This window comes from Rhizobium sp. 42MFCr.1 (assembly GCF_000377185.1).
Lineage (GTDB): Bacteria > Pseudomonadota > Alphaproteobacteria > Rhizobiales > Rhizobiaceae > Rhizobium > Rhizobium altiplani.
Genome location: NZ_KB897820.1, coordinates 16542 through 39075 on the forward strand (window position 1 = coordinate 16542; position 22534 = coordinate 39075).

A 22534-nucleotide genomic window follows, 5' to 3' on the forward strand; every position below is an offset into this window, starting at 1 on the left:
GTATTATTGTGCCGGCTTGTAGATTTGGTCAAATACGCCGCCATCGCCGAAGAATTTCGGCTGCGCGTCCTTCCAGCCACCGAAATCATCGATTGTCGCCAGCTTCAGGTTCGGGAAGCGCGCAATGTCTGCCTTGTCGGCAGCTTCGGGCTTGATCGGCCGGTAGAAGTGCTTGGCAGCAATCTTCTGGCCTTCGTCCGAATAGAGATAATTCAGATAGGCTTCAGCGAGCTTGCGGGTGCCCTTCTTGTCGACGTTGCCGTCAACGACTGCGACCGGGGGGTCCGCGCGGATCGAGAAGGCCGGGGTGACGATCTCAAACTGGTCGGGACCGAGTTCTTCCAGGGAGAGATAGGCCTCATTCTCCCAGGCAAGGAGGACGTCGCCGAGGCCGCGCTGCACGAAGGTCGTCGTTGCGCCGCGCGCACCGGTGTCGAGTACCGGGACATGCTGCAGGAGCTTTGTTACATATTCCTGTGCCTTGGCGTCATCGCCGCCATTGGCCTGCTTGGCCCATGCCCAGGCGGCCAGGAAGTTCCAGCGCGCACCACCCGACGTCTTCGGATTGGGCGTGATGACCTGGACATCATCCTTCACCAGATCAGCCCAGTCCTTGATACCCTTCGGATTGCCCTTGCGCACAAGGAAGACGATCGTGGAGGTGTACGGCGTCGAGTTGTTCGGGAACTTGGTCTTCCAGTCGGCAGGGATCTTTCCAGTCTTCTTGGCAATCGCGTCGATATCGCCCTCGAGGGCGAGGGTTACGACATCGGCATCAAGCCCGTCGATGACAGAACGTGCCTGTGCGCCAGAGCCACCATGAGAAGCCTTGACGGTGACCGCTTCACCGGTGTCCTTCTGCCACTTCGCAGCGAAGGCGGCGTTGAAATCCTTATACAGTTCTCTCGTCGGATCGTAGGATACGTTGAGAAGCGTCTGATCCGCGAGTGCGGGAGCGACAGCCCCGATTGCGACGCTGCCTGCCAGCGCCACAGCCGCGAGAAGCCGTGTGATCCTTATGGACTGCATGGAAACCTCCTTCGTTGATGGCCGAAACTCTACCAAGTCAGTCGTATAATGAAACGAAGAATGTTTCTGTTCCTCCCTCAACTCTGGAATGGCATCCCATTTGGAAGCCACTTTGGAAATGGACTTGCTCCCTCGGGCACGCCGGACCTTCAGGTGCACCCGTGAACACAGCCCGTCTGCGGGCGCTTATCCTCATCGATATCGCCTGAATCGGATCGGATGCACCGGCTGGCGGGTCCACCGAGCGGCGAGAAGCCGAAGCTGTCGTCAGCAACGAGGCGAACTATGGTCGAGAGGCATTCGGTGCGATCCTGTCTGCCGGGTCCGGACGGCAGCCTGGGCCCGCGGCGTTGGAACACCGAGCCAAATCGGAGAGATCTACCGGTTCGTCAAAGACGCGAATCCGCCAGGAAATCAGAATAGAGTTCTTCGACGGTCCTGGCCTTGCGCATGGCTGCAAGAACCCCCGGCGCCTGCAGCTGACGCGCGATTGCCGCCAGCACGTTCAGATACTCGCCGCGGTTGGCCTCGCCAAACAGAAGCGCGAAGGCAATGTCTGTCGGCACGTCGTCGACGGCCTCGAAATCCAGTGGCCGCGCAAAGCGCACGAGCAAGCCACGCGGATGTGTCAGCCCTTCGACGACAGCGTGCGGAACGGCGACACCATTGCCGATCCCCGTCGATCCAAGGCTCTCACGGCTCTCCAGAGCCTGGAGTATCTTCCTCTCCTCGACATGGAAGGCGATGGCGGCTTTCTCAGCAATATTCGCCAACGCCTTCCATTTCGTCGCCACCGACACACCGATGAAGGTGTGCTCGGGACGGATGATCATCGAAAGGTCCATGAAGTCTCTCTTGTCGTTCGTGCGGGCGGGTCCGGGGATCAGCCAGGACTGTCGCTGTCGCCAGCCGGTTTCGTGGGTCGCCTGGCTCCGCGTTCATAGGCTCAGACGGGATAAAGGTTCGAGCGTGATAAACGACTACAAATATAAGGACGGCATAAAGATCACCCAAGCTTCCAACCACTGATCGAGGAAAATTCAGGCAAGCGATCAGTTTCTAGAAATGAATTGATCGGCGGTTCCCGGTGGACCATCGTCAGCGATAAATCTCGTCACCTCCGGCTGATCAGATCTCAAACAAAATGAGCATTTGAACTTTTCTTGAGCAAAAGCCTTCTAGGTACGATTGAATGCGAAGGCTTCGGATCATATAGTCCGTCCGAAAGCCGCCGCGCCCAGACAAGAGCGGGCGCCAACCGGGAAGGAAACACACAAATGGCCAAAGTCCGCGCGCTGGTGCTCGAGCGCCAGCATGAACTCGCGCTTCGCGACATCGATTTGCCAATGGAGACAGGCCCGGGACAGGTGAAGATCAGGATCCATACCGTCGGGGTTTGCGGTTCCGATGTGCATTACTACACCCATGGCAAGATCGGTCCCTTCATCGTCAACGAACCGATGGTGCTCGGACACGAAGCGGCCGGCACCGTCGTCGAGGTCGGCGCCGGCGTCACGCATCTGAAAGTCGGCGACCGCGTCTGCATGGAGCCCGGTATCCCCGACCCCAATTCCAAGGCGAGTCGCCTTGGAATGTACAATGTCGACCCGGCCGTTGCCTTCTGGGCCACTCCGCCGGTCCACGGGGTGCTGACATCAGAAGTCGTGCATCCGGCCAATTATACCTACAAGCTTCCTGATGGCGTCAGCTTCGCCGAAGGCGCCATGGTCGAGCCCTTCGCGGTCGGCATGCAGGCCGCAGCCAAGGCGAAGATCAGCCCTGGCGATACGGCCGTCGTGCTTGGTGCCGGCCCGATCGGCACGATGGTGGCGATTGCCGCTCTTGCCGGTGGGTGTGCTCGCGCTGTCGTTGCTGATCTGGCCCAACCAAAGCTCGACATTGCGGCCCAATATCAGGGTGTCATCCCGGTCAATATCCGCGAGAGGAACCTCGTCGAGGAAGTGGCTCGCCTGACGGATGGGTGGGGCGCTGATGTGATCTTCGAATGCTCCGGCTCGCCAAAGGCCTGGGAAACCATCATGGAACTGCCCCGTCCGGGCGGCGTCATCGTCGCCGTCGGTCTGCCGGTCAATCCGATCGGCTTCGATCTCTCGACGGCCTCGACAAAGGAAATCCGCATCGAGACGGTGTTCCGCTACGCACACCAATACGAGCGTTCGATTGCGCTGCTCGGCTCCGGCCGTGTCGATCTCAAGCCGCTGATCTCGGAGACATTCAGCTTCGAGGATTCCATTGCCGCCTTCGATCGCGCCGTCGAAGCGCGTCCGAGTGACGTGAAGCTGCAGATCGTGATGGGGTAGGGCGACGGTTTTCGCAGGCTCTGTTGCGTTCATTCGGAGCGAACCTGCCTGCGGCGCCGACATCGACATTGCGATTCCTACTCCGACCGAACTCCCTCGGCGTCGCTCCAGGCGCATTCGAATGCCAGCACAGGCTTCGAAAAGCCCTTGAGACGTCGGCGCCCTGCGTTGGCGAAAAGATCGGAGGCTCCGTGTTCCCTGAAGATATTCTCCGATACGAGTATCTGATCGACACCGGCTGCCGCACAGAGCCGAGCGGCGAGCTGCACCGTCGAGCCGAAGAGATCGTGGCTGTCTTCGATGGGCTCGCCGCAATCAAGGCCGATACGAACGTGAATGGGTTCCGGCGTTCCGCTGTTATAGCTGGTGAATTCGCGCTGGATGCTCATGGCACAGCCAACGGCGGCGTGCGTCGAAACGAACGAGGCCATGATCCCGTCGCCGGTATGCTTTACTTCCCGACCCTCGCATTGTGCCAGGCAACGGCGCACGATCGCATCATGCGCTCGCACCAGTTCCGCAGCCATGCGGTCGCCAAGGCGTGATGTCATCTCCGTCGAGCCCACAATATCGGTAAACAGGATCGCCCTGTGCCCGGCATCCCTTTCGGCACCGGGCTGGCCGGCCTTCTGCTCGGGCTCGTGAATGCGCCCAAGGAATGCCTCGACCGCCGACAACGCCACCTCGACCACTTCACCGGCGACAAATCCATGTGCCTCGCGATGCACGCATTGCGCGGTGTCGGCGTCCGGCGCATCGATAAGGCAGAACGCCGTTCCGCGCCGCTGGTCATACCAATAGGTGAGGAACTTCACCCCATACCGATCCTCGACCGCCAGATCCCTGCGATGCGCCTCGGCTATGTCTTCGGCGGATGTCCCCGCAAGATCATGCCGGTCCATGAAGATAGCCACGTGCGTGCGTCCTTCGGAGAGCCCCTCAGCATTGGCGGCATCTTACGCCGTTGGCACCGTCAGGTCCACCTGAGGGGATGGTGGCGCGTCAGCGGGAGTGCCAGGACGCCTTGCTGACAGGGGCCGGCTGCGGGATATTCACACCGCAGATCGAGGCGGAAATATGGACGCTGGCCGGCGTCAGAAAACGCAGCCTCGTGCCTCAAGCCGCATCTTTCTTCTCAGTATGATTTCGTTGCTTTTGCCTGAGTTTTTCGCTTTTGCTATCAGCTTTGCGCAGGCCTTCGGACTTAGCCTGGATTGACTGTCAGGCGCAACATATCCGCTTTGTTGTTGCGGGGCAGTGGGCGGAGCAGCAAGAACCGGATTAAAGGTGAGTGCGGCCACGGCACTGAACGCGATCCCAAATACCAGGTGCTTTTTCAACGCGACCTCCCTATTCGATTGGTTTTTTGAGGATAGGTTGCAGGCCCGCCTTTGACCGTCAGTCGTGGTAAAGGAGGGCGTTCCAGCTATCCTGCACTCATTTTTTTGACTTCGCGGAATACTGACTGGTCAAGTTTCCGCCGAGGTTCGAATTGGATAGCGGCCGGTAGCGCTCGGCGAGCCGTGTCGCTTTCTCACTATGCCGAAACTTCAGATAGGGTTCCAGCCATGCGATCTGGAAGGCTTCGAGTTTTTCCTTGCCAGTCGAAAATGTCTGTTCAGTGCCTGCCTTGGCCGCAGCCAGCTCTGGTTTCTGGAGTGCGGACAGCGTGAAATCAACGATCCGGTCGAGCTTGCCCTGGCATACGTTGAAACTGTCGTTGAACTTCGCATTGAGGAGTGCCGCATTGACGACAAGAGGACCCACCGCATGAAGCTGGTAATGGAGCGCCTTGTCGCCCCGCTTCATCTCCAAGGGCAGTCCGCCGTCATCGTCTGCCGAGCAGATGACCATCTCATTCGTTTTTGCACCCCAACTGGAAAGCTGGTCATTGTCTGTCGCCACACCGATCTGGCCGACGGCGAGGCCTGCCCAGGCCCGTAAATTGTTTCGCGAAGCCATTTTCGGCGCGTCTTCGTCGAAGAATGTCATGAGCTCCACGCCGAGAGCCTGAAGCCAGGTTTCGATCGCCTTCTTCTGTTCGTCGTCGGGCGGCGTGACGGCCTTTGCGTCGTGGTAGGATATTGCCATTCCCGCCACTCGCGGCGAGATCGCAAGCTTGGCATTGAGCGTGCCAAGGTCGGAAAGTGCGCCGGCATCCGCCCAACTCGACAGCGCACGATACAAACAGCGGTTCGTTTCGTCCCGCGTCGAAGCCTTCGGCGACTGGTCGGAAAGATTTGCCAGGCTCCTGACATAGACGTCGATCGGCTTCAACGCCTTGTCGACGGCCGCATCTGCATTCTCGTCGATGTCGGAACGAGACTTGTCATTGCTTTCATATCGGCTGCCCAACTCCAGGCTGACCACAGGTTTTCCGATGCTTGGGCACTTTACGGCCGCCAACGCGAAGGGCGGTGCAGCAAGCAGGCCCATTGTCATGATGATAGATGGCAACTGCCACTTTCGGCGCCGATCGACGTGACCTTCGCATGGTCTCCAAAACCGAATGGTTTGCATGTCAATTGGCCTTCATTGTCATGACAACGAGCATTTCCTTCGCCTCCTTGTTGCCCAGGCTTGCCGCCTTTTCGAGCCACGTCCTGGCCAGCGAGAGGGATGGGGTGGTGCCGATACCGAACGCGTAATTTCTGGAAAGCAGCACCATTGCTTCGACGTCGCCCTTGCCGGCTGCCTTTTGGAACATATCCTGGGCGACCACCGCGTCTTCGGGACCGTCCATCCTGGCAAGCTGGAGCTTGCCAAATTCCCTCATGCCAACGGGATCGCCAGCTGCAGCAGCATCGTGAAACAGTGTCGCCAGGTTCACGCGCGCCAACACCTGCTGTTGTATGGCCTTGTGTGACCTCTCAAGCCGCGACAAGCTGTCAAGAATCTGCGCAGGCGAAGCCTTGCTGATCGTGGCCACCATCAGGTCGACCGCTTTTTCCTGGGAGTAATTGGCGCCCGCGGCGTCCAGGTAGGCCTTCAGCAGATACTGCTGGGCCTTTGCGTCGCCGCCTAATGCCGCGACTTCAAACAGCCGCATGGCATTGGTCTGCATATCGGGCTGTGGGATCCTCTGGAACGTCTCGCCGAGCAGTCTTGATCTCCACGGCTTTCCTGCAGAAAACGCCTCTGCAACCGTCATCCATTTGACGGCGTCCGCCGCCTGATTGAAGGAGAAATAGGCGCTGGCCATCGAAAGTGCCGAGTCGAAAGAGCAATCGATTCTACCCGCCGCCCGGGCAAGATAACTCCGTTTCTGTTCGACGTCGGAAACCTGCCCGGCCGCAAAAATCATTGCCTCCGTATCACCGCGGGCTTCGATAGCGTCGCTATACTCCCGGTAGACGTCGGCAGCCGATGTCGACGGGCCCGACTTTGTTGCAAGAAGCTGCATGGCGGCTCCCGATCCGCCTGCCGCTTCGGCATGAAGGAAATCTCCCGCCGTCTTAACCAGTTTCGCGTCTTGACCAAAAGAGGTCAGGATAAGATCGGCGGCGGCTGTCCTTGCGCCCCGGCCGCCGGCTTGCGCCGCTTCCAGCAGCATTTTCAAGGCAGCCTTCTTGTTGTCTACGCCGTCATCAGCCTGCAGCATTAGAACTGCGTAGGCGGTCTTCGCGTCGGGATTTTGCGCAACGCGTTTTTCCCATTCGCCGATCGCCTCGGGGGTAGCCTTCGACGTCTTGAGGTACCAGAGATATCCCGCGATGAAATTGGATTGCCCGTTCAAGGCGCCCGACTGCAGGCTCGCCGTTTCGGCGGTGCTGGGATGCTCGACAAGATCTCCGATGGTCTTGACGGACCACCCGGCATTGAGTGCCTCTTTTGCATTCGCCGACCAGTATTGGGCCTTCTCGATCTGCGGACCGTCGGGGGCATGGCAAAGGTAGGCATCTCGAAGGTCGGCCATCGTGTCCGTCCGGCCATAGCTATCAAGCAATTCGAGAAGCAGATTTATGCCCTCGTCGAACTGACCGTCGGTGGCACTGTGTTGAAGACGGATCAGAGCCAAACTGCGGATTGATGTCATATCCCGGCGCTCGGCGCCCTTTTCGAAAAAGTCGGTCGCTGTTTTCTCTGCCCGCCAGTAGCCGCTTTCCTCGATGGCGAGATTGCCAAGCTTGGCAAAAGTCCAGCCTGGTGGGTCCGAGAGTGCAGCGAGTTCATTCAATGCGTGGCGGTATTTTTCGCGCGCCCCCTGCTGATCGGTGTCTTCGTAGAGATTTGCAAGTTTGATCAGGCTGTTTCGATGACCCGCGGCGACGGCAAGCTGATAGTAATACTCGGACTTGGCCAGATCCTTTGGAACAATCGCCCCGACCTCATAGAGGTGCCCGAGTTCAGACTGCGCGGCAACCACGCCCTTGTCGGCGGCAAATTGGAGATAGTGGATCAGCAGATTGTTGTCCTTGGTAATCTCGGAGCTGTCGAGATGGTAACGGGCAACATTCCAGGCGGCGTTTCCATCTCCGAGATCGGCCGCAAACCGCAACCACGCCTCAGAAATACGGCGATCGGCGGCGACCACCTCTCCCTTTTCGTACTCCCGCGCGATCCGCGTGACGCGGTCACATATTCCGTTGTCGAGCTTACCAACCATCGCGCCAAAGGCCATCGTTACGGCCAGCGACGGATCGACACTCCAGCCCTGGATCTGCTGACCCTCGAGATTTCTCTTGGCCAGCTCCAGAAGGGCGTTCGGGTTGCCGCCGTAGGCGGCTGCCACGAGATAGGAAAGGGCCTTCTTCTCATCCTGCTTTGCGCTTACACCATCAAGCATCAGTTCAGCAGCAAGATAAAGGCTTTTCGGGGTGTTCGCCTCTGCGCGATTGATCAGCTGTTCGACCATCTTGCTCTGACGCAGCTCGTCAGTCTTTCCGGCGCGCAGGTAGAGTGTAATCTCCTCAGCGGCGACATCGTCTGCCTTCATTCCGGGGTCGATCGTGGGCAGAAGTTCGATCATCCGTTTTATGATCGGAAAATACTGTTGCGGGTCGATGTCGCGCAGGCGCTGAGCCTCCCTCAGAACAAGCCAAGGCTGTTGCTTCGGCAGCGCCTTTCTGTCCCAGGCAAGCCAGCGACCGACGACATCGCTGTCCTGTGAGCGCTGTTCGCAAATGGGCTTCAACTCGATCGCCGGAGGCAGAAACTCAACGGCGACCGGCTTTGCAGCAGCGGATGCAGCCCCCAAAACGGCACACACGCCCGCTGCCACACCGAGATGGCTGATCCACAGAACTGAGAAACGCAAACGCCCGGTCACGATTGGATCTCCTATTGGTTCAAGTAATTTTCTAGTGCGATGACGCGGTAGTTGCCGGCGCTGCCGGAAAGAACAATCGTGAAGCCCGAGCGCCTCTTGAGATCCACCTTGCTGGTTTCCGCTACGGTCTTCCCGCCTTCCTGGATGGCAAAGCTCAAGCTCAGTGGTGCTCTCAGCGATACGCTTTGAGCCTCTCCCTGCGCCACTGCCTTCAGTGCGGTGGCCTTGGCAGCCGGAACCACGAGATCCACCGCTTTCAAATCGCTCAGATTGTAGAGATAAACCTGTGCCTTCGACGGATCGTCCTTGACCGCATCCGTGTAAAGCTTCGTCTGCCCATCTGCCAGGGCGGCGTATGTGTAGTATTTTCCGGGTTCGGCCGTCACCTTGGCTGTCTTGGCCCCCAGGGACATCTCTACTTCGCCCGGCTTTACGTTGACGTAGGGTGAGACGCCATCGCTAAAATTCTCGATGGATGCCCCCGCAATGATGGCTGAAGAGGCAGTTGCGTCAAGAACTCGAATGAAGGAGGAATTCGGATCCATCGGCTTGCCGTAGAGGCCAGAGTCCTGGGCCAGCCCAGCTGAATAGGTTGAGGCAACCAGAAGAGTTCCTGCGGCGAATATTCCAAAGGCACGAGCCCTATCCATCAGATTATCCTCCTCTTGTGTTGCAGATGCCGACCGACACTTCCTTCGCCGACATGCGATCAAACTCAAGGTTCAGTTTTTGCGATGCCTGTACTCCAAAGTAGCGCACAGGAAAGTAATACCGCCCGGTGGAGATCATCCTGTCCGCACGCCGGATGCTGCTCTCGAACATGTGGCCGTCATTCAATTGGAAGCGCAGGGTTGCCTGTCGACTGCGGTCATCGCCGGAATACACGTATATTACTGCCGAATCCGGGATTTTGCCGCCATCTTGAAGGGCGATTTCGAGAGTACTGTCGCCAACGGTGGAAATCTCGTCGGGCTCGATCTCGTGGCAACTCTGGCCAGCCGCCGTTCTCAGCTCGAGCAGGGGCGCATCACCAAATTTTCCGAGACTGTTGTAGATCGGGTTTTCCCAGATGAGAAAGCGCGGTCGCGACTGCGCGAAGGTCTTCGAGGTCAGATAGGATGTAATTGATCCGAACTGATTGCCGCCCGAGATCGAATAATTCGTAACCGGGGAGGAGAGCGCTTGCGAGAGGAAGCCCGCAAAGTTCGATGCAGCCAGATCCGAGTAACTCGTTCCCACCAGCGCTACAGCGCCCTTCGAGGTGCCGTCTCCAAAAATATCGAGCCCGGCATCTCCGGCTGCCACCTCAGTCGTCGTAAATGCATCGGTTTCCGGCAACGGCAGGGCCTGTTTGCAGTTTGCCTGCAGCAGGCGGCGCATCGTTGAGATGATTGCCTGGCGCCCTGCGGGTTTGGTCTCGAATGAAGCCTTCGCGAGATCATTGACACCCGGAAGTTGCTGGATCACGGCCGCAATCCCATCTGCCGCTGCGCGAGCTCCTGAAGAGGTCCAGTGAAAGTCCGCTTGAAAGAACGGTGGCTCCTGGCCTCCTGCGCGCTTCATCGCACCGAGAACATCGACCGTCACCACCCCGTGGTCGCGAAGGCGCTTGATGACATCGTCATAGACGCGCTTTGCCACGTCATAGTCAAAACCATAGTCGCCCGCCTCCCGCGGCAGATACTCGGGCATCACCAGGCTTTTTGTCGGAATTGGCACATAAACGAGCGTCGTTCCTCCTGCTTCCAGAGCCTCCGAGAGTGCGGCCATTTGACTGGCCGTATGCTCGGAAAGTTGCTGCTCCATTCGCAGATCCGCGATCGTCCGATAAAAATACCCCTGCCTGCCTTCCACGACGCTCAGTTGCTTATCGGTCTCAAGGTTCGCACAGCCGAAGTTTGATTCCGCCTTGGCGGTATGGGCCAGCACAAAAACGCCAAGTGCACATAGGACAGCGCAGGGCCACCGCGACGATCTTGTCAGAGGATACCTCATTGGCTTACCTCGATCGGGTTGACGGGCGCAGCGTCGAGTTGCCGGAGCACCGCCGCGGCTACGGTCTTGACACTCAGTTCAGGTGACTTTTCGGCGATTTCCAGATATCTGCGGGCCTCGGATTTTTCGTCTTCGTCCAGCAGGCCTTCCGAGATCATCGCGATGGCTAAATCAAGCGCGACTTTGCTGTCGCCACCCTTTGCGGCCTCGCGTCGCAGTCGTTCGGCTTCCTGCGGGTTGGTGCCGAACGGCTCCCCGGCGGCATAGAATTTGACAAGCGCGTCGATGGCGACGGGGTTCCTGCGCGCGGCGTGCTGAAGCAGTGTCGCCTCTGCCTGGTCAAGGCGGACCTTGCTGACACCATCGCTGGCGCTCTTGAGCTGTCTTGCAAGCGGTGCAACCGCACCCGCCCTGCCGGTGGTGCAGGCGATTGTATAGTAGTGAATGGTATCCGCGTTATGGGCGGGATTTGTCGAAAGCCGTTTTGCGACGTAAAGCGCTGCCAGGCCATCGCCACGATCCGCCAACAATTGAAGCTCCCTGTAGGACACTTTCCGGTGGCCAATCATGCGCTTGCGAATTCCCTGAAGCTGGGCGCTGTCGAGCTGATCGGTGCGCGTTACTCCCTGATTAAACCCGCGTCGATAACGCCGATCGTCGGCTTTCGATTTCCTGGTCTCGACCTTGGTGTTCTTGGGTTGGGTAACCGCGCCCGACTGGGTAACCGCGCCAGCGTCGCTGCCAGCGATGCATATCGCGATGCCAAGAGCGATCAGACTCGCGGTCCTGAGCATCCTGTTACTCCTTCGTCTTTAGATCGTCCGACTTCCACAACGCCGGATCGGTCAAGTAGCGGATCGGAAATTCCCATATGACTGTCTCTGGCCAACTCGTGCCGTTTGCGTTGGACAAGAACTTGTGCATTGGAAAAACCGGTCCTCGACCGACCTCGGCGACATTGAGGACGTTCGACCCCAGTGCCGCTTCAAGATAAGAAGCGAATGACCAAGCCTCGTTGGCACTGTAACTTGTCCCGACCAGAACCGTTGGAAAGCTCTCGTCTGCCAGAATGTCATTTAGCGCGTCGGACCCGGTTTGCGACGCTGTTTGCGGCGTGATGCTTTCATCTGCCAGCCCGATCGCAGCCGCAAGCGCCCTGCCGGTGACGAATTTGACCAGGTCGCCCCGCACGTCTTCGGCTGGGGCATCATTCAGTGCATATTGCGCCATGGGGGAAACACCCACCCTGGCGCCGGTAGCGTCGGCGACGGCCTTGGCACCAAGCGGCGTCCAATGCGTGTCGGTCTTCAGAAAAACGGTTCCCCTCGACTTCATCTCAAGAAGCGCCGCTCTTGCGTCTACAAACTCAATATTCGCCGAAGCCATCGCCCGGGTGAAGTCCAGATAGCGATCCCGGGAAATCTCGGCGTAACGAGGATCTGCAAGGTGCTCGCGATAGACATCGTTCTTGGCTGGAAGCGGAACAACAATCAGGCGTACGCCGTGTGAGCGCAACGACGCCGCGATCTTGGCTATTTCCCGTGTGGCGTCGCTAATACCGGCTTCAGCGCTCCCGGCACCGCGAAATTCCTCGTCCGAAAACAGCCATCCCTCCTTTCCGACGATAACGCCGCGGCGGCCTTCCCCGAGGACCATGTACCTTGCTGCACCGATCAGATCGAACGCGAGTTCCCGATGGGGAAGCTCAGTCTTGTAGAGCGCGTCGAGCCCGTCTCCGAGCATGCCGTGGCTCAGCGAGCCGCCATCGGTTGGCAGCCGTGAAAAGGCGCCGGCAATCTTATCTCGGATGTCGACATTGGCGAAGGCCGCATAGCCGAACAGCAAGGCGGGAAGCAGGAATTTTGTAATCGGTATAGCGCGTTCAAACATGGCACCACCCTCAGAATTGAAAATAGAGGAAGGGAGTCTGGCTGGATTCCGCGAGCTTCAGAATGGTGACCGTGGCGAGCAAGGAAAGCAGCAGCGGCATGACGATCGGCTGGCGCATCACGGCGGCGCCGTCACCTGCCGGTGCTGCAATGTTTGTTTGCCTGAGCGATCCCATCATCGGCTCGATGGCCACCACGAAACACGCAACGGCCAGCGTCAACATTGCCTCATGCGTGATATCGAGGAGCGTGTCGGCACGAATTCCCAGCCCGTTTTGACCGAGCATGCCGCCATAAAGGGCAAAAGCATCGGCCACGCTGTCGGCGCGAAACATCACCCAGCCTAGCAACACGACAAGCAAGGTCCCTGGCAGGGCGATCCACCTGGTGTCGGCGATCCTGTTCCAGCCAGTCGCACGCTCAAGCGCAAGCCATCCGCCGTGCCATCCACCCCAAAGCACGAATGTCCAGTTTGCTCCATGCCACAGGCCGCCAAGCAGCATGACCAGAACCAGATTGACATAGGTGCGCGTCGGGCCGAGCCGACTGCCGCCCAACGGAATGTAAAGGTAGTCACGAAGCCAGCTCGACAGGCTGATGTGCCAGCGACGCCAGAATTCGGTTATGCTGCGGCTGATGTAGGGGTTGTCAAAGTTTGGTCTGAACTGGAAACCGATCATCAGCCCGAGACCGATTGCCATGTCGCTATATCCCGAAAAGTCAAAATACAGCTGCATCGCGTAGGCGATCGCGCCGAGCCAGGCCTCCGCCATGGTCGGATGCGAGCTTGCAAAAACGGTGTTGGCAATGGGCGCGATGGGATCGGCAAGCAGCACCTTCTTTGCAAGGCCTATGACGAACAGGGACGTGCCGTCCGTGAACTTCTCGAGCGTATGTTGCCTCGACTGGAACTGGCCGGCGAGATCCCTGAAGCGCAAGATGGGGCCTGCTATCAGCTGCGGAAAGAGGGCTTTATATGCGGCCAGGTCGATGAAATTGCGGGTTGCAGGCGTGTCACGCCGATAGACGTCGACCAGATAGCTGATCGACTGGAAGATATAGAAAGAGATACCGATCGGAAGGATGAGGCGCCAGTGAACGCCAAGGCCCTGCGCATCGGTTCCCATCAACTCGGCGAAGCTGTCGATAAAGAAATTCAGGTATTTGAAGATGCCGAGCACAGCCAGGCACCCGGCAATCCCAATGGTTAGGAAGAGCTTGGCATGGCGGCTACCGAGATTGCGCTCGACCAGGATCGCAAAGGTGTAAACCCAGACGGTCGTTCCGAACAAAAGAAGAAGGAAGTCCATCCGCCACCACGCGTAGAAGACATAGGATCCCAAAAGGATGGTGACGGAGCGGCCCCGCATGGGCGTCAAATAGTAGACCGCCAGGAAAACTGGCAGAAAGAGAAACAGGAAGACTTCGGAGGAGAATACCATTTGGATTCATTCCTCCTTTCCTGCGCAGGCAGCAAGGTCGACAGCGGAAAACGCCGCGAGAGCTGGCTGATTGTCGACTGTTTTTCCCGCCAGGCGAAATTCGCCAGGCTGCCTTGACGCGTCGAACGCCAGCAACTGGCCGACGCTACCGGCAAATTCACCGACGCCGAGGCGCGGCATTTGCCTGTCGAAATCATTTCCCACCAGAACCACGGATCCGACCCCTGACCCAGCCAGGCCCGCTCGGTTTTCGCTAAACGCATTGCGGGATACTTCGAGCGGCATGCCGTGATACTGGTCGTCGACCGAAAGGCCCGCAAAGCCGTTGCCTGCGAGGTGGTTTTGACGAACGTGGCTGTGAAGTGCGGTGCGCATTGCAACGCCCTTGGAACCATTGTTGATGACAGCGTTTTGCTGCACGGTGACGCAGGCTGCTGTATCGACACCGATGCCGGTCAGAGCCGACAGGGCAACGATGTTGTTGGAGATCGCAACCGATGTCGCGCCACCGGTCACAAAAATTCCGTTGCCCGCACCGCCCACGACGAGATTGTCATTGATCGTGACGCCGCTCGAACTGCTCATCACCTTGATGCCATGCGAGCCGAGGTCGCCGACGATAATATTGCCGGCGATGTGCACGTCGCGGGCAGCTCTGAGGATGATTGCTGTCGTTGGGCTGTCAATGAAGCGATTACCCAGAATATTCAAGCCGTTGACGTCGATCAGGCTGAGGCCCGCGACATCCTGGAACAGACTGCCTTGCACGATCGAAGGCCTGGCGGCATTCGCAAATTGCTGTCGGGCGAATGCAATGCCTGCGGTTTCAGCTGACGCGTCGAAGCCAAGGCTGACGAGATTGCTGCGATCAATTGTTGTGGTGCCGCCGAATGTGGTCAGGACGAAGGATCGAAATGTCGACGCGCCCCGGCCAATGCCTTGCAATGTTGCATGATCAACCGTGAGCGAACCGGCGTTCACCATGAACGCGCCCTTGGCATTGTCCATCTTGAGAATTTCGCCGGGCGTTATCTTCAACTCTGCGCCATTCCAGATGAAGATTGGCGTGTGTGCAATGTATCCACCAGGTGTTGCTTCGAGATGTCCGGCGTGGCCAAGCGCTTCCAGTTCACGCCTGACATCGCCAAGCCGGAACGAGCCGCTCTCGATGACGATCGCACCGATCCCGTCAGGCGGCTGCGCAGCCAGAACCGTCTCCATGAAACCGGCGCCGGCTGATGGACCGATGCGGCGCACAAGAATGTCGACAGCAGATCGGCTGATCCTCTTCTGGCGACTTGAAGCAGGGACGCTGTCTGGCTGTTTGAGTGCTGGGAGCGCGTGAACGTCGCCAAAGGCCGCAGCGCGCTGGAAGACATCAGGCGCCGCGACGGAGAGGTCACGGGCGTCCTGTGCCAGGGCCAGGAGCGGTTGCCGCTTCTGTGCAGGTCCGGCGTCCGTCGCCGATGACGACGTTGCAACTGCTATCGCACCGACCAGGGAGGCTACCCTCAACCAGCTAGGCATAGTCGGCCATCCTCACGCCGGTCGCGAACGGTGTCAGAGATGGCGCGACGACGCCAGCCATCACCGTTCCACAGCTGATCTCGACGATTTCCGCAGCACCATCTGCATTGTTGAAAAGCGTTACGCTCGTTGCCGAATCGATCATCGCCGACAAGCCGGGGGTGAGCTGTTCCTGAGACCGGTTGCCATTCACGCTGACGCTGCCGCGGATCACCACGAGCACCCGCGACACGCCTTCTTCCCCGATCAGGGTCACCTGCTTTCCTGGATCAACCGTCAGCAGGTCCATTGCAAATCCCGCACCCGCCTGCATGGTCTTCATGCCGCCCCATTCCGTGACCTGACTGCGGTGGCTTTCTACTTCGCGGCGCTTGAGCGAAACGAGATGTTCAACGATCTTCTTGACATCCTGCGCACTGGCCCTGTTGGTGACCAGCAGGGCGTCATCGGTATCAACGACGACGACGTCATTCATGCCAACCACGGCAACCAGGCGATCACTGCCGCGGACCAGAGAGCCGCGGGTGTCCAGCAAGACAACGTCGCCCGATGTGACGTTGCCGCTCTCGTTCTTCAACCCGATCGAATGGACGGAGGTCCATCCTCCTACGTCGTCCCATTCGATTACAGTTGGGGCCAGCGCGATATCCCTGCATTTTTCGAACACAGCCATTTCCGTCGGCTGGCTGACGGCCTGCGCAAAGAAATGCTCTTCCAGAAGCAGCCCGGTTTCAGCGGCCAACGGCGAAGCCGCCGCCAATGCGCGGGTGACTGCATCAAGTGTGGCTGGGTCGTACCGTCGATATTCATCGACAAGTTTATCCGCCCGGAACATGCTGATACCGGAAGCCCAGTACGCAAAGCCGGTGTCAATCAGCGACTGTGCAACATTGACGCTCGGCTTTTCGATAAAGCGTTCAACCCTGTGAAGGCCGGGATAATCGTCAAACTCGCCGCCATCCATGATGTAGCCGTATCCCTTTTCCGCATAGGTCGGATGGATACCGAACGTCACAATCATTCCATCGAAAGCCGCACGGTGCATCCGCGCGATGACACGGTTCAGGTCGCCCTGAATCACGTGATCGGAAGGAAGGACAATGAGAACGGCATCAGGCTCGGCTGCCATAAGGTAAAGCGCGGCGGCAAGAACGGCCGGCCCGGTGTTTCGAGTTACCGGCTCCGTCAGGATGCTGGCTTTGCATTGGATTTCACGAAGCTGACGGCCCACCGTTCCCACGTGCCGCGCATTCACACACACGATCGGATCAGAAAACATTTGCGTGCGATGGCGCTGAACGGTGCTTTGAAAGAACGTCAGCGTGCCGTCGCCGTTAATGGGCTGAAACTGCTTCGGCTGATGAGCCCTGGACAGCGGCCAGAGACGCGTCCCGGAGCCGCCGCAGAGAATAAGGGGATGTATGTGCTTCATTGTGCACCTCCTACGGTTTGCTCGGCCGCAAACGAGATGCCGCTGCGAATGGTTCGCAGCCATTGCGGGGTAGCGTCTAGACGGACGGCAACAGGTGATCCTGGCTGCAATCCGGACACGGGTTGCAGTGGAACCAGAACTACCGATGCGGATTGGCCATCGCCAATGGCTTCGCGATCAACTTCGACCTTCGCAGGAACGGAGCCGCCATCGGCGGTTTCAATCGTCACTTTCGCGCCGTCCGCAATATGGCGGAAGTCGGAGCCCGTGAAGGCCGTGCGAACGATCATCGGCGCTCCCGGCTCGCTGACGAAGAGAACCGGCTGACCGGCAATCACGGTCCCACCCTTCGCAAGGCCGGCTGTCTCAACATCGCAGTCGCAAGGCATCGTAGCCGTTACCGCAACGCCGGTTGACGCAAGGATCGAATATGCGGGCTTGCCGACTGCGGCATGAGTGTCGATAAAATCGAGCTGACCGCCCGTTGTTGCGGTCATCGTCGAACCCTGCCTGTAAGCAATCGCCGGTGCCTCGACGTCCGTCACGAAAAGGCGCTCACTGAGCATCGATGCTGCAAAGACAAATAGCGCAGCCGACGCGGCTGCGACGACGCATGTACCGAGTAATTTCGAAAGGCGTGATGAGCCAGACTGGGCGACTTTGTGTGCGGTATTTTTGCCTTTCGGCAGACTGCTTTCGGCCACCAGCATCCCGTTTACGTCGACGTGGTCGCCAGCAAGCCAGGAATTCAGGATGTAACGCAGTTGCGGCATGTGCTGGCCGGTCGGATCGCGATACCGAAGAGTAACTGCTCCGGTCTTGCTGTCAGCAGCGGAAATCGTCACGTCGATTGGAAGAGACATCCAGAAGCTCCCAAAATTGAAGCGAAAGATCGCCAATTTGTGGGCGCCCGGCCAATTTGCTCCGACGATTCCAGTCACGCGGGCTGCGACCATGGACAGCACGGAGCCCTCATATGATCGCCCTTCGATGGTCACCGAGAAGGGCAGTCTGACGCGCGGATGTTCGTTGCCATCGGCAAGATCGAGCAAACTGTCGCGTTCCGCGTCTGTTGGCGGCGGGCTATCACTGTGTTCACGTTGATCAAATGTCGTCATGAGAAACTCCAAATCAGATCTTGGCGCTTGAAATCATAAAGGCAGCGAACAACAGCCACCCGCTTGCGAGGATGTGTACGTAGGTCGATGAGAGCCCGCGAAGGCGCTCGGAGGCGGATGGAATGCGGTGTGAGGCTTCGGCTGTTTGACGTGTCCACCTCTGTCGATCGAGACGAAAAAACACGAAGCTTTTGACGAGCGCCCCACAGATCTGGCTGAAATAAAGAAGGAACGGATAGGATATCGGGAAGGACAGTCGGAATGTCGCCAGCAGGCAGCAGTTTATGTAGCGCGTGAACATCACCCACGCGACATAGATCGGCAGGACGAGCGGACTGACGAAGAGTGTCGACATGAGCACCGCTACCGGGCCGAAGAGGGTAGTCCACATCGAGATGCGCTGGTCCAGTAGCGACCACCAGGTGAACAAGCCAATGCGTCTTGGCCCAAGAGCCAATGCTCGGCCATTGGTTCGCAGCATGTTGCCAAACCAGCGCAGCATCAATGCCACAGCGGAATCCACGAACCCCGGCTTCGGCTGGCTTTCCATCGAAACAGAGCGCACGTCGGGCAGGTAGGCCATTTCATAGCCGTTCTTCAACAGCCAGAACCACGTCGACTTGTCGTCACCGGTGACAAAGGGGACGTTGCCAAGACGCCAGTGCTCAAGCGAGTCGTACTGAATGCTCTCGATAAAATCGGCATTGCAGGCGAGAGACGCACGGAATATCGACAGGCGTCCGGTCAAGGTCAGGACGCGCCTTGATAGCCCCATCGAAGACATCATCATATGGCGCTGCGTGAAGCGCAGTTTGAACCAGTCGCGAAAGAGCTTTGAATCGCTGATTTCACAATCTTCGTCGGTCGTAACAGCGCCCAGGCGGTGATCAACGAAGAAGGGCGCGCATGCCTCCACAACATCTTCCGGTGGGCAGCTGTCACCGTCGACGAAGACCACAATGTCATTGTCTGTGGGGCATTGCCTCGAAAGGATACGCAAGGAAGCAGCTAAGGCATCGCGCTTGCCGGTCGCCGGTATCCGGTCAACGATCAGATGAATGCCTCTCGCGTTTTGTGGCATCAACGAAAATATTCGCCGAACCAAACGCTCGTCAGCGACGTCCACGACAGAGGCAACGACAGTGGCGCCGCCCCGGGATGCGGCTGCAGCCCGAAAAATCGCGCGGTAGACACGTACTGTTACCGCGACATCAACCTTGTAGCTCGTGACGACAAAGAAGGCGTGAGCCGGTCTGTTTCGTGCCTCGTATTCCTGGACTGCAGCTGCTCGTCGGGCTGGATGCGCGAAGTGAATGAAGAGCTTCGCCCTTGCGAAATTCACAGCACCCCAGCCATAACGCCAGATACCCAGCGTGCCGATTGTCAGCGCCAGGCCGGCATTCTCAGCAAGCCGGTGGGTCGGTACGGCAATCGCGATACTCACGAACACTAGCATGTAGAGGATGTGACCAAGCACAAGCATACGGGTCTCTCCTACCAGCAAATACCCTCGTAGAAGCCACCTGACCGCAAATCCGGCCGGAGGCGCGTGAGGTCGACAAGACTTTTGGCCACGGCAGCCCTTGCCAATGGCTCGATCGTCTCTTCGTAGCGATTGCCGACCAAAAGAACGTCGGCTTCGTCGATCAGTTCTTCGATCCCGGCAACCAGTCGTTCCTTAAGGTCGGGAACCTTGCCGTCGCCGCGCCCAGATCCACCAAGCTCGCTCTGATAGGCAACACGGACGCTCGGGTCGTAGACCTTTAGGCCGAAGCCCTTGGAAATCAGCCGTGATGCGAGCTCGGCAAGCGGGCTCTCCCGCAGATCGTCCGTCCCTGCCTTGAAGCTTATTCCGACCATTCCGACGGATCTGCCACCGCTGTTGTGGACGAGATTCTCGGCTCTTTCGATTTGGCGAGTGTTTGCCTCAAGGACCGAATCCAGCATTGGCGTCGCAACACCGCCTTTATGCGCGACATGACGCAGCGCGCGCACATCCTTTGGCAGGCAGGAACCGCCAAAAGCAAATCCCGGTCGCATGAAATAGGGCGACATGCTCACCTTGCTGTCGGAGCAGAGAACCTTCATGACCAACTGGCCGTCGATCCCACAGCTCTTGGCAATGTTGCCGATTTCGTTTGCGAAAGTGATCTTGGCCGCGCGCCACGAATTGCTGGTATATTTGATCATTTCCGCGGTCGACAGCGGCACGACGCTGCACACGCAGGCAAGCCTAGCGTTCAACTCGCGCAGGATGTTTTCAGTCGTGGAATCGAGGGCGGCAAAAACGATGAGGCCCGGATTGTAATTGTCATCGATGGCCGTACCTTCACGAAGGAATTCAGGATAATAGCCAACCCCGAAATCCCTTCCTGCCGTAAGGCCCGAAACCATCTCGAGGATCGGTATGCAGGTCTCTTCCATTGTCCCTGGTACAATCGTGGAACGCAGGACAACGGAGTGGAATGAGTTCTTTTTGCGCAAGGCACCGGCAACATCGCTGCACGCCTGCTTGACATAGTTGAGCTCAACTGAGCCCTCGGCGGCGCTGGGTGTTCCTACACAGATGAATGTTATGTCAGTATTGGCCACTGCCGCGCAAACATCTATCGTGGCCGAGAGCCGTCCACGGTTGACGTTTCGGGCCAGCAGCGTCGCCAGTCCAGCTTCGACAATTGGCGGCTCACCCGCATTGAGTCTGGCCACTTTCGAGGGATCGGTGTCAACCGCGACAACAGTGTGACCGTCCTCCGCGAGACAGGCAGCCGAAACGGCACCGACATATCCGATGCCAATAATGCTTATTCTCATGTCATGTCCCCGTTTTACGATCACTAAAAACTCTCGCTGCGGAATTCAGCAGCGTCTGCTTTTTAGGCAAGTCTCGAGTCTCGTCAGGCGCAAGAGAATGTTATGCCCGTGACAAAAGAATTGAAGTCGGGAAAAACAGAATAAATGTAGGGAAAATGCGAAAATCCGATTTTATATTTAGGCGCAATTGTATTGATCCGTAGAATAGACGGCAGCATCTATAGTACGTTCTAATTACGCGCGCGATTTAAGTATTGTATATGTCGAACCAGCCTCTCGATGCGCCATATTTTACTATGGATGCCCGGCTGGAAAGGCTGAGCTTGTCGGCTCCACGTGCCTTGTATGTCTCGACCGTTTTGGTGCTCACATGGATTTCGGCGGCAATTTCCTTCGTGCTGAATCCATATGCAAAAAGCTTCAGCACGATTTCCTCTCTGGCGCTGAGATTGCCCTCGGAGAGACGCTCGATCCTCTCGGGTCCGCTATTGATCAGGGAATGAAAACTGCGAATATCGAGCGCCGACAAGCTGTTGAAGACAGCCGCGCTGATGTAGTGGCCGCCCTGCGCAACAAGCGATATCGCCTTATAGATCTGCTGATCATCGTCGTTGGTGAAGACGATGTTTAGCATGCCATCGACGTAGATTTCGTCGATCCGGCGCGCGATCAGGGGATCCACCGCGTAGATGACCTTGAACGAGCTATCCCGCTCGGCATTTGACAGCCGACGCACGGCCCTGCCGACTGCAAGGTCAGCGTCATTTGCCACTTCGCAAATGACAACAGTGGGAAGGGTTCGACCGATGAAATCGACCAATGATTCCTCCTTGCGTTTCGTGTCGACGAAACACATCGAGGAATCTCCCAACAAACTTGAACCTATGACGTCGGGCAGTCCCGGAGATGCGCAAATAGCCGAAACCCGGCTCTTATTCGGTGCCATGAAAGTTCCTCGATTAAGACGAAACTTCCTCCCAGGCTTAGTTCGAAGTTACTGCATGTGTCCCGATGTAATACGACATCGCCTCCGGACATCAGTGAAGTAAGCTAGAACAGTGCTTATAGTTTGGAATTTAAATTACTAAGTCAAGGGATAAATAAACATCTTTTGTCGCGCGATTTATCGAAAGAAAGCCGATAAATACAGTTTTTTGCTGCATAAACATGTCGGCGATACTGAAAGTTGCTGACCTCGGCAAACCTGTGATGACGGCATTTGATCGACCGCAACGGTGAGTAGTGTCAACCATGTGGGTGCTTTTCCCCACACGATAGGCCTGCGATGCCGCGCCAGGCAGCCCTACTTGTGGAACCGAGCTGCGGGACGACCAGATCAAGATGAGCCGACGGATATGGATGCAGATCACGGCTCTGATCGCCGGGAGCGGGCTGCTGAAGAAAACCGTTTCATGCCGGGGAGCCCAGGCGTCTGCTGACAATTTTTCACGCCAACGGAACCTTTTCGCGATTGGGAGGTTTGAGCCATGGCCACGCGCGGAGCCCTTCCTCCGGGCCACGCCTTTGGTGAAGGGCCTGCTGTCTCCCAGGCCAGGCTCTTCACCGTCCTTCCCACGCATTCGAGACAGGGACCGACCCGATTGAGGCGACGACATCGTTGTCAGCTCGCCATCAGCGTTCCAAGCCTGGATGCCCCGGGGCTTGCCGATTTCAGCGACTAACGGTAGCATTTGTGAATTG

The 22534-nt window shown here is 58.0% G+C and carries 18 protein-coding genes; 1 reads left to right on the plus strand and 17 read right to left on the minus strand.

From position 1 onward, the window contains the following. Positions 1-3: 3 nt before the first annotated feature. Both C934_RS0104070 and C934_RS0104075 read right to left on the minus strand, forming a co-directional pair. Complete coding sequence (locus tag C934_RS0104070; protein ID WP_018855420.1) at positions 4-1029, minus strand: sulfate ABC transporter substrate-binding protein; 1026 nt, start codon at positions 1027-1029, stop codon at positions 4-6. A gap of 389 nt (positions 1030-1418) precedes the next feature. Next, positions 1419-1874, minus strand: a complete 456-nt coding sequence (locus C934_RS0104075) for a PTS sugar transporter subunit IIA (protein ID WP_018855421.1) — start codon at positions 1872-1874, stop codon at positions 1419-1421. A 432-nt stretch (positions 1875-2306) separates the two neighbouring features. Between C934_RS0104075 and C934_RS0104085 the strand changes: the two genes are divergently transcribed. Next, the gene (locus C934_RS0104085) at positions 2307-3350 is read left to right on the plus strand and encodes an NAD(P)-dependent alcohol dehydrogenase (protein WP_018855423.1); all 1044 of its coding nucleotides are present in this window, start codon (positions 2307-2309) and stop codon (positions 3348-3350) included. Positions 3351-3427: 77 nt separating this feature from the next. Here C934_RS0104085 and C934_RS0104090 read toward each other — a convergent pair whose 3' ends face one another. The 15 genes from C934_RS0104090 to C934_RS33205 all read right to left on the minus strand — a co-directional run bounded on the left by C934_RS0104090 (position 3428) and on the right by C934_RS33205 (position 21689). Next, positions 3428-4264 (minus strand): nickel-binding protein, encoded by an 837-nt coding sequence (locus C934_RS0104090; protein ID WP_026371540.1) that lies wholly within the window; start codon positions 4262-4264, stop codon positions 3428-3430. Positions 4265-4444: 180 nt separating this feature from the next. Next, positions 4445-4690, minus strand: a complete 246-nt coding sequence (locus C934_RS34520) for a hypothetical protein (protein ID WP_156828717.1) — start codon at positions 4688-4690, stop codon at positions 4445-4447. Between the two features lie 97 nt (positions 4691-4787). Next, positions 4788-5807: an alginate lyase family protein gene (locus tag C934_RS31590; RefSeq protein WP_198011796.1), complete on the minus strand. Its 1020-nt coding sequence runs from the start codon at positions 5805-5807 to the stop codon at positions 4788-4790. A 64-nt stretch (positions 5808-5871) separates the two neighbouring features. Next, complete coding sequence (locus C934_RS0104105) at positions 5872-8619, minus strand: tetratricopeptide repeat protein (RefSeq protein ID WP_018855427.1); 2748 nt, start codon at positions 8617-8619, stop codon at positions 5872-5874. A gap of 11 nt (positions 8620-8630) precedes the next feature. Next, the gene (locus C934_RS31595) at positions 8631-9269 is read right to left on the minus strand and encodes an alginate O-acetyltransferase AlgF (RefSeq protein ID WP_018855428.1); all 639 of its coding nucleotides are present in this window, start codon (positions 9267-9269) and stop codon (positions 8631-8633) included. Between the two features lie 4 nt (positions 9270-9273). Continuing rightward, positions 9274-10614 carry an alginate O-acetyltransferase AlgX-related protein gene (locus tag C934_RS31600; protein WP_083929813.1) on the minus strand — a complete coding sequence of 447 codons (1341 nt, stop codon included), beginning with the start codon at positions 10612-10614 and terminating at the stop codon, positions 9274-9276. Next, positions 10611-11408 (minus strand): hypothetical protein, encoded by a 798-nt coding sequence (locus C934_RS0104120; protein WP_018855430.1) that lies wholly within the window; start codon positions 11406-11408, stop codon positions 10611-10613. Before C934_RS0104120 ends, C934_RS31600 begins: the two co-directional genes overlap by 4 nt. A 4-nt stretch (positions 11409-11412) precedes the next feature. Continuing rightward, positions 11413-12504, minus strand: coding sequence for an alginate O-acetyltransferase (locus C934_RS0104125; protein ID WP_018855431.1), 1092 nt, complete (start codon positions 12502-12504; stop codon positions 11413-11415). A 10-nt stretch (positions 12505-12514) separates the two neighbouring features. Further along, positions 12515-13945 (minus strand): MBOAT family O-acyltransferase, encoded by a 1431-nt coding sequence (locus tag C934_RS0104130; RefSeq protein WP_018855432.1) that lies wholly within the window; start codon positions 13943-13945, stop codon positions 12515-12517. Between the two features lie 6 nt (positions 13946-13951). Continuing rightward, entirely contained in the window at positions 13952-15472 is a 1521-nt protein-coding gene (locus C934_RS0104135; protein ID WP_018855433.1) for a right-handed parallel beta-helix repeat-containing protein, read from the minus strand. After that, complete coding sequence (locus tag C934_RS31605; protein WP_018855434.1) at positions 15465-16904, minus strand: mannose-1-phosphate guanylyltransferase/mannose-6-phosphate isomerase; 1440 nt, start codon at positions 16902-16904, stop codon at positions 15465-15467. Before C934_RS31605 ends, C934_RS0104135 begins: the two co-directional genes overlap by 8 nt. Further along, complete coding sequence (locus C934_RS0104145) at positions 16901-18022, minus strand: hypothetical protein (RefSeq protein ID WP_018855435.1); 1122 nt, start codon at positions 18020-18022, stop codon at positions 16901-16903. The genes C934_RS31605 and C934_RS0104145 overlap by 4 nt, the downstream gene beginning before the upstream one ends. 13 nt (positions 18023-18035) lie before the next feature. Further along, complete coding sequence (locus C934_RS0104150) at positions 18036-19505, minus strand: glycosyltransferase (RefSeq protein ID WP_018855436.1); 1470 nt, start codon at positions 19503-19505, stop codon at positions 18036-18038. A gap of 11 nt (positions 19506-19516) precedes the next feature. Then, positions 19517-20833, minus strand: a complete 1317-nt coding sequence (locus C934_RS0104155; protein ID WP_018855437.1) for a nucleotide sugar dehydrogenase — start codon at positions 20831-20833, stop codon at positions 19517-19519. Positions 20834-21080: 247 nt separating this feature from the next. Beyond that, positions 21081-21689: a helix-turn-helix transcriptional regulator gene (locus C934_RS33205; protein ID WP_018855438.1), complete on the minus strand. Its 609-nt coding sequence runs from the start codon at positions 21687-21689 to the stop codon at positions 21081-21083. Between the last annotated feature and the right edge of the window lie 845 nt (positions 21690-22534).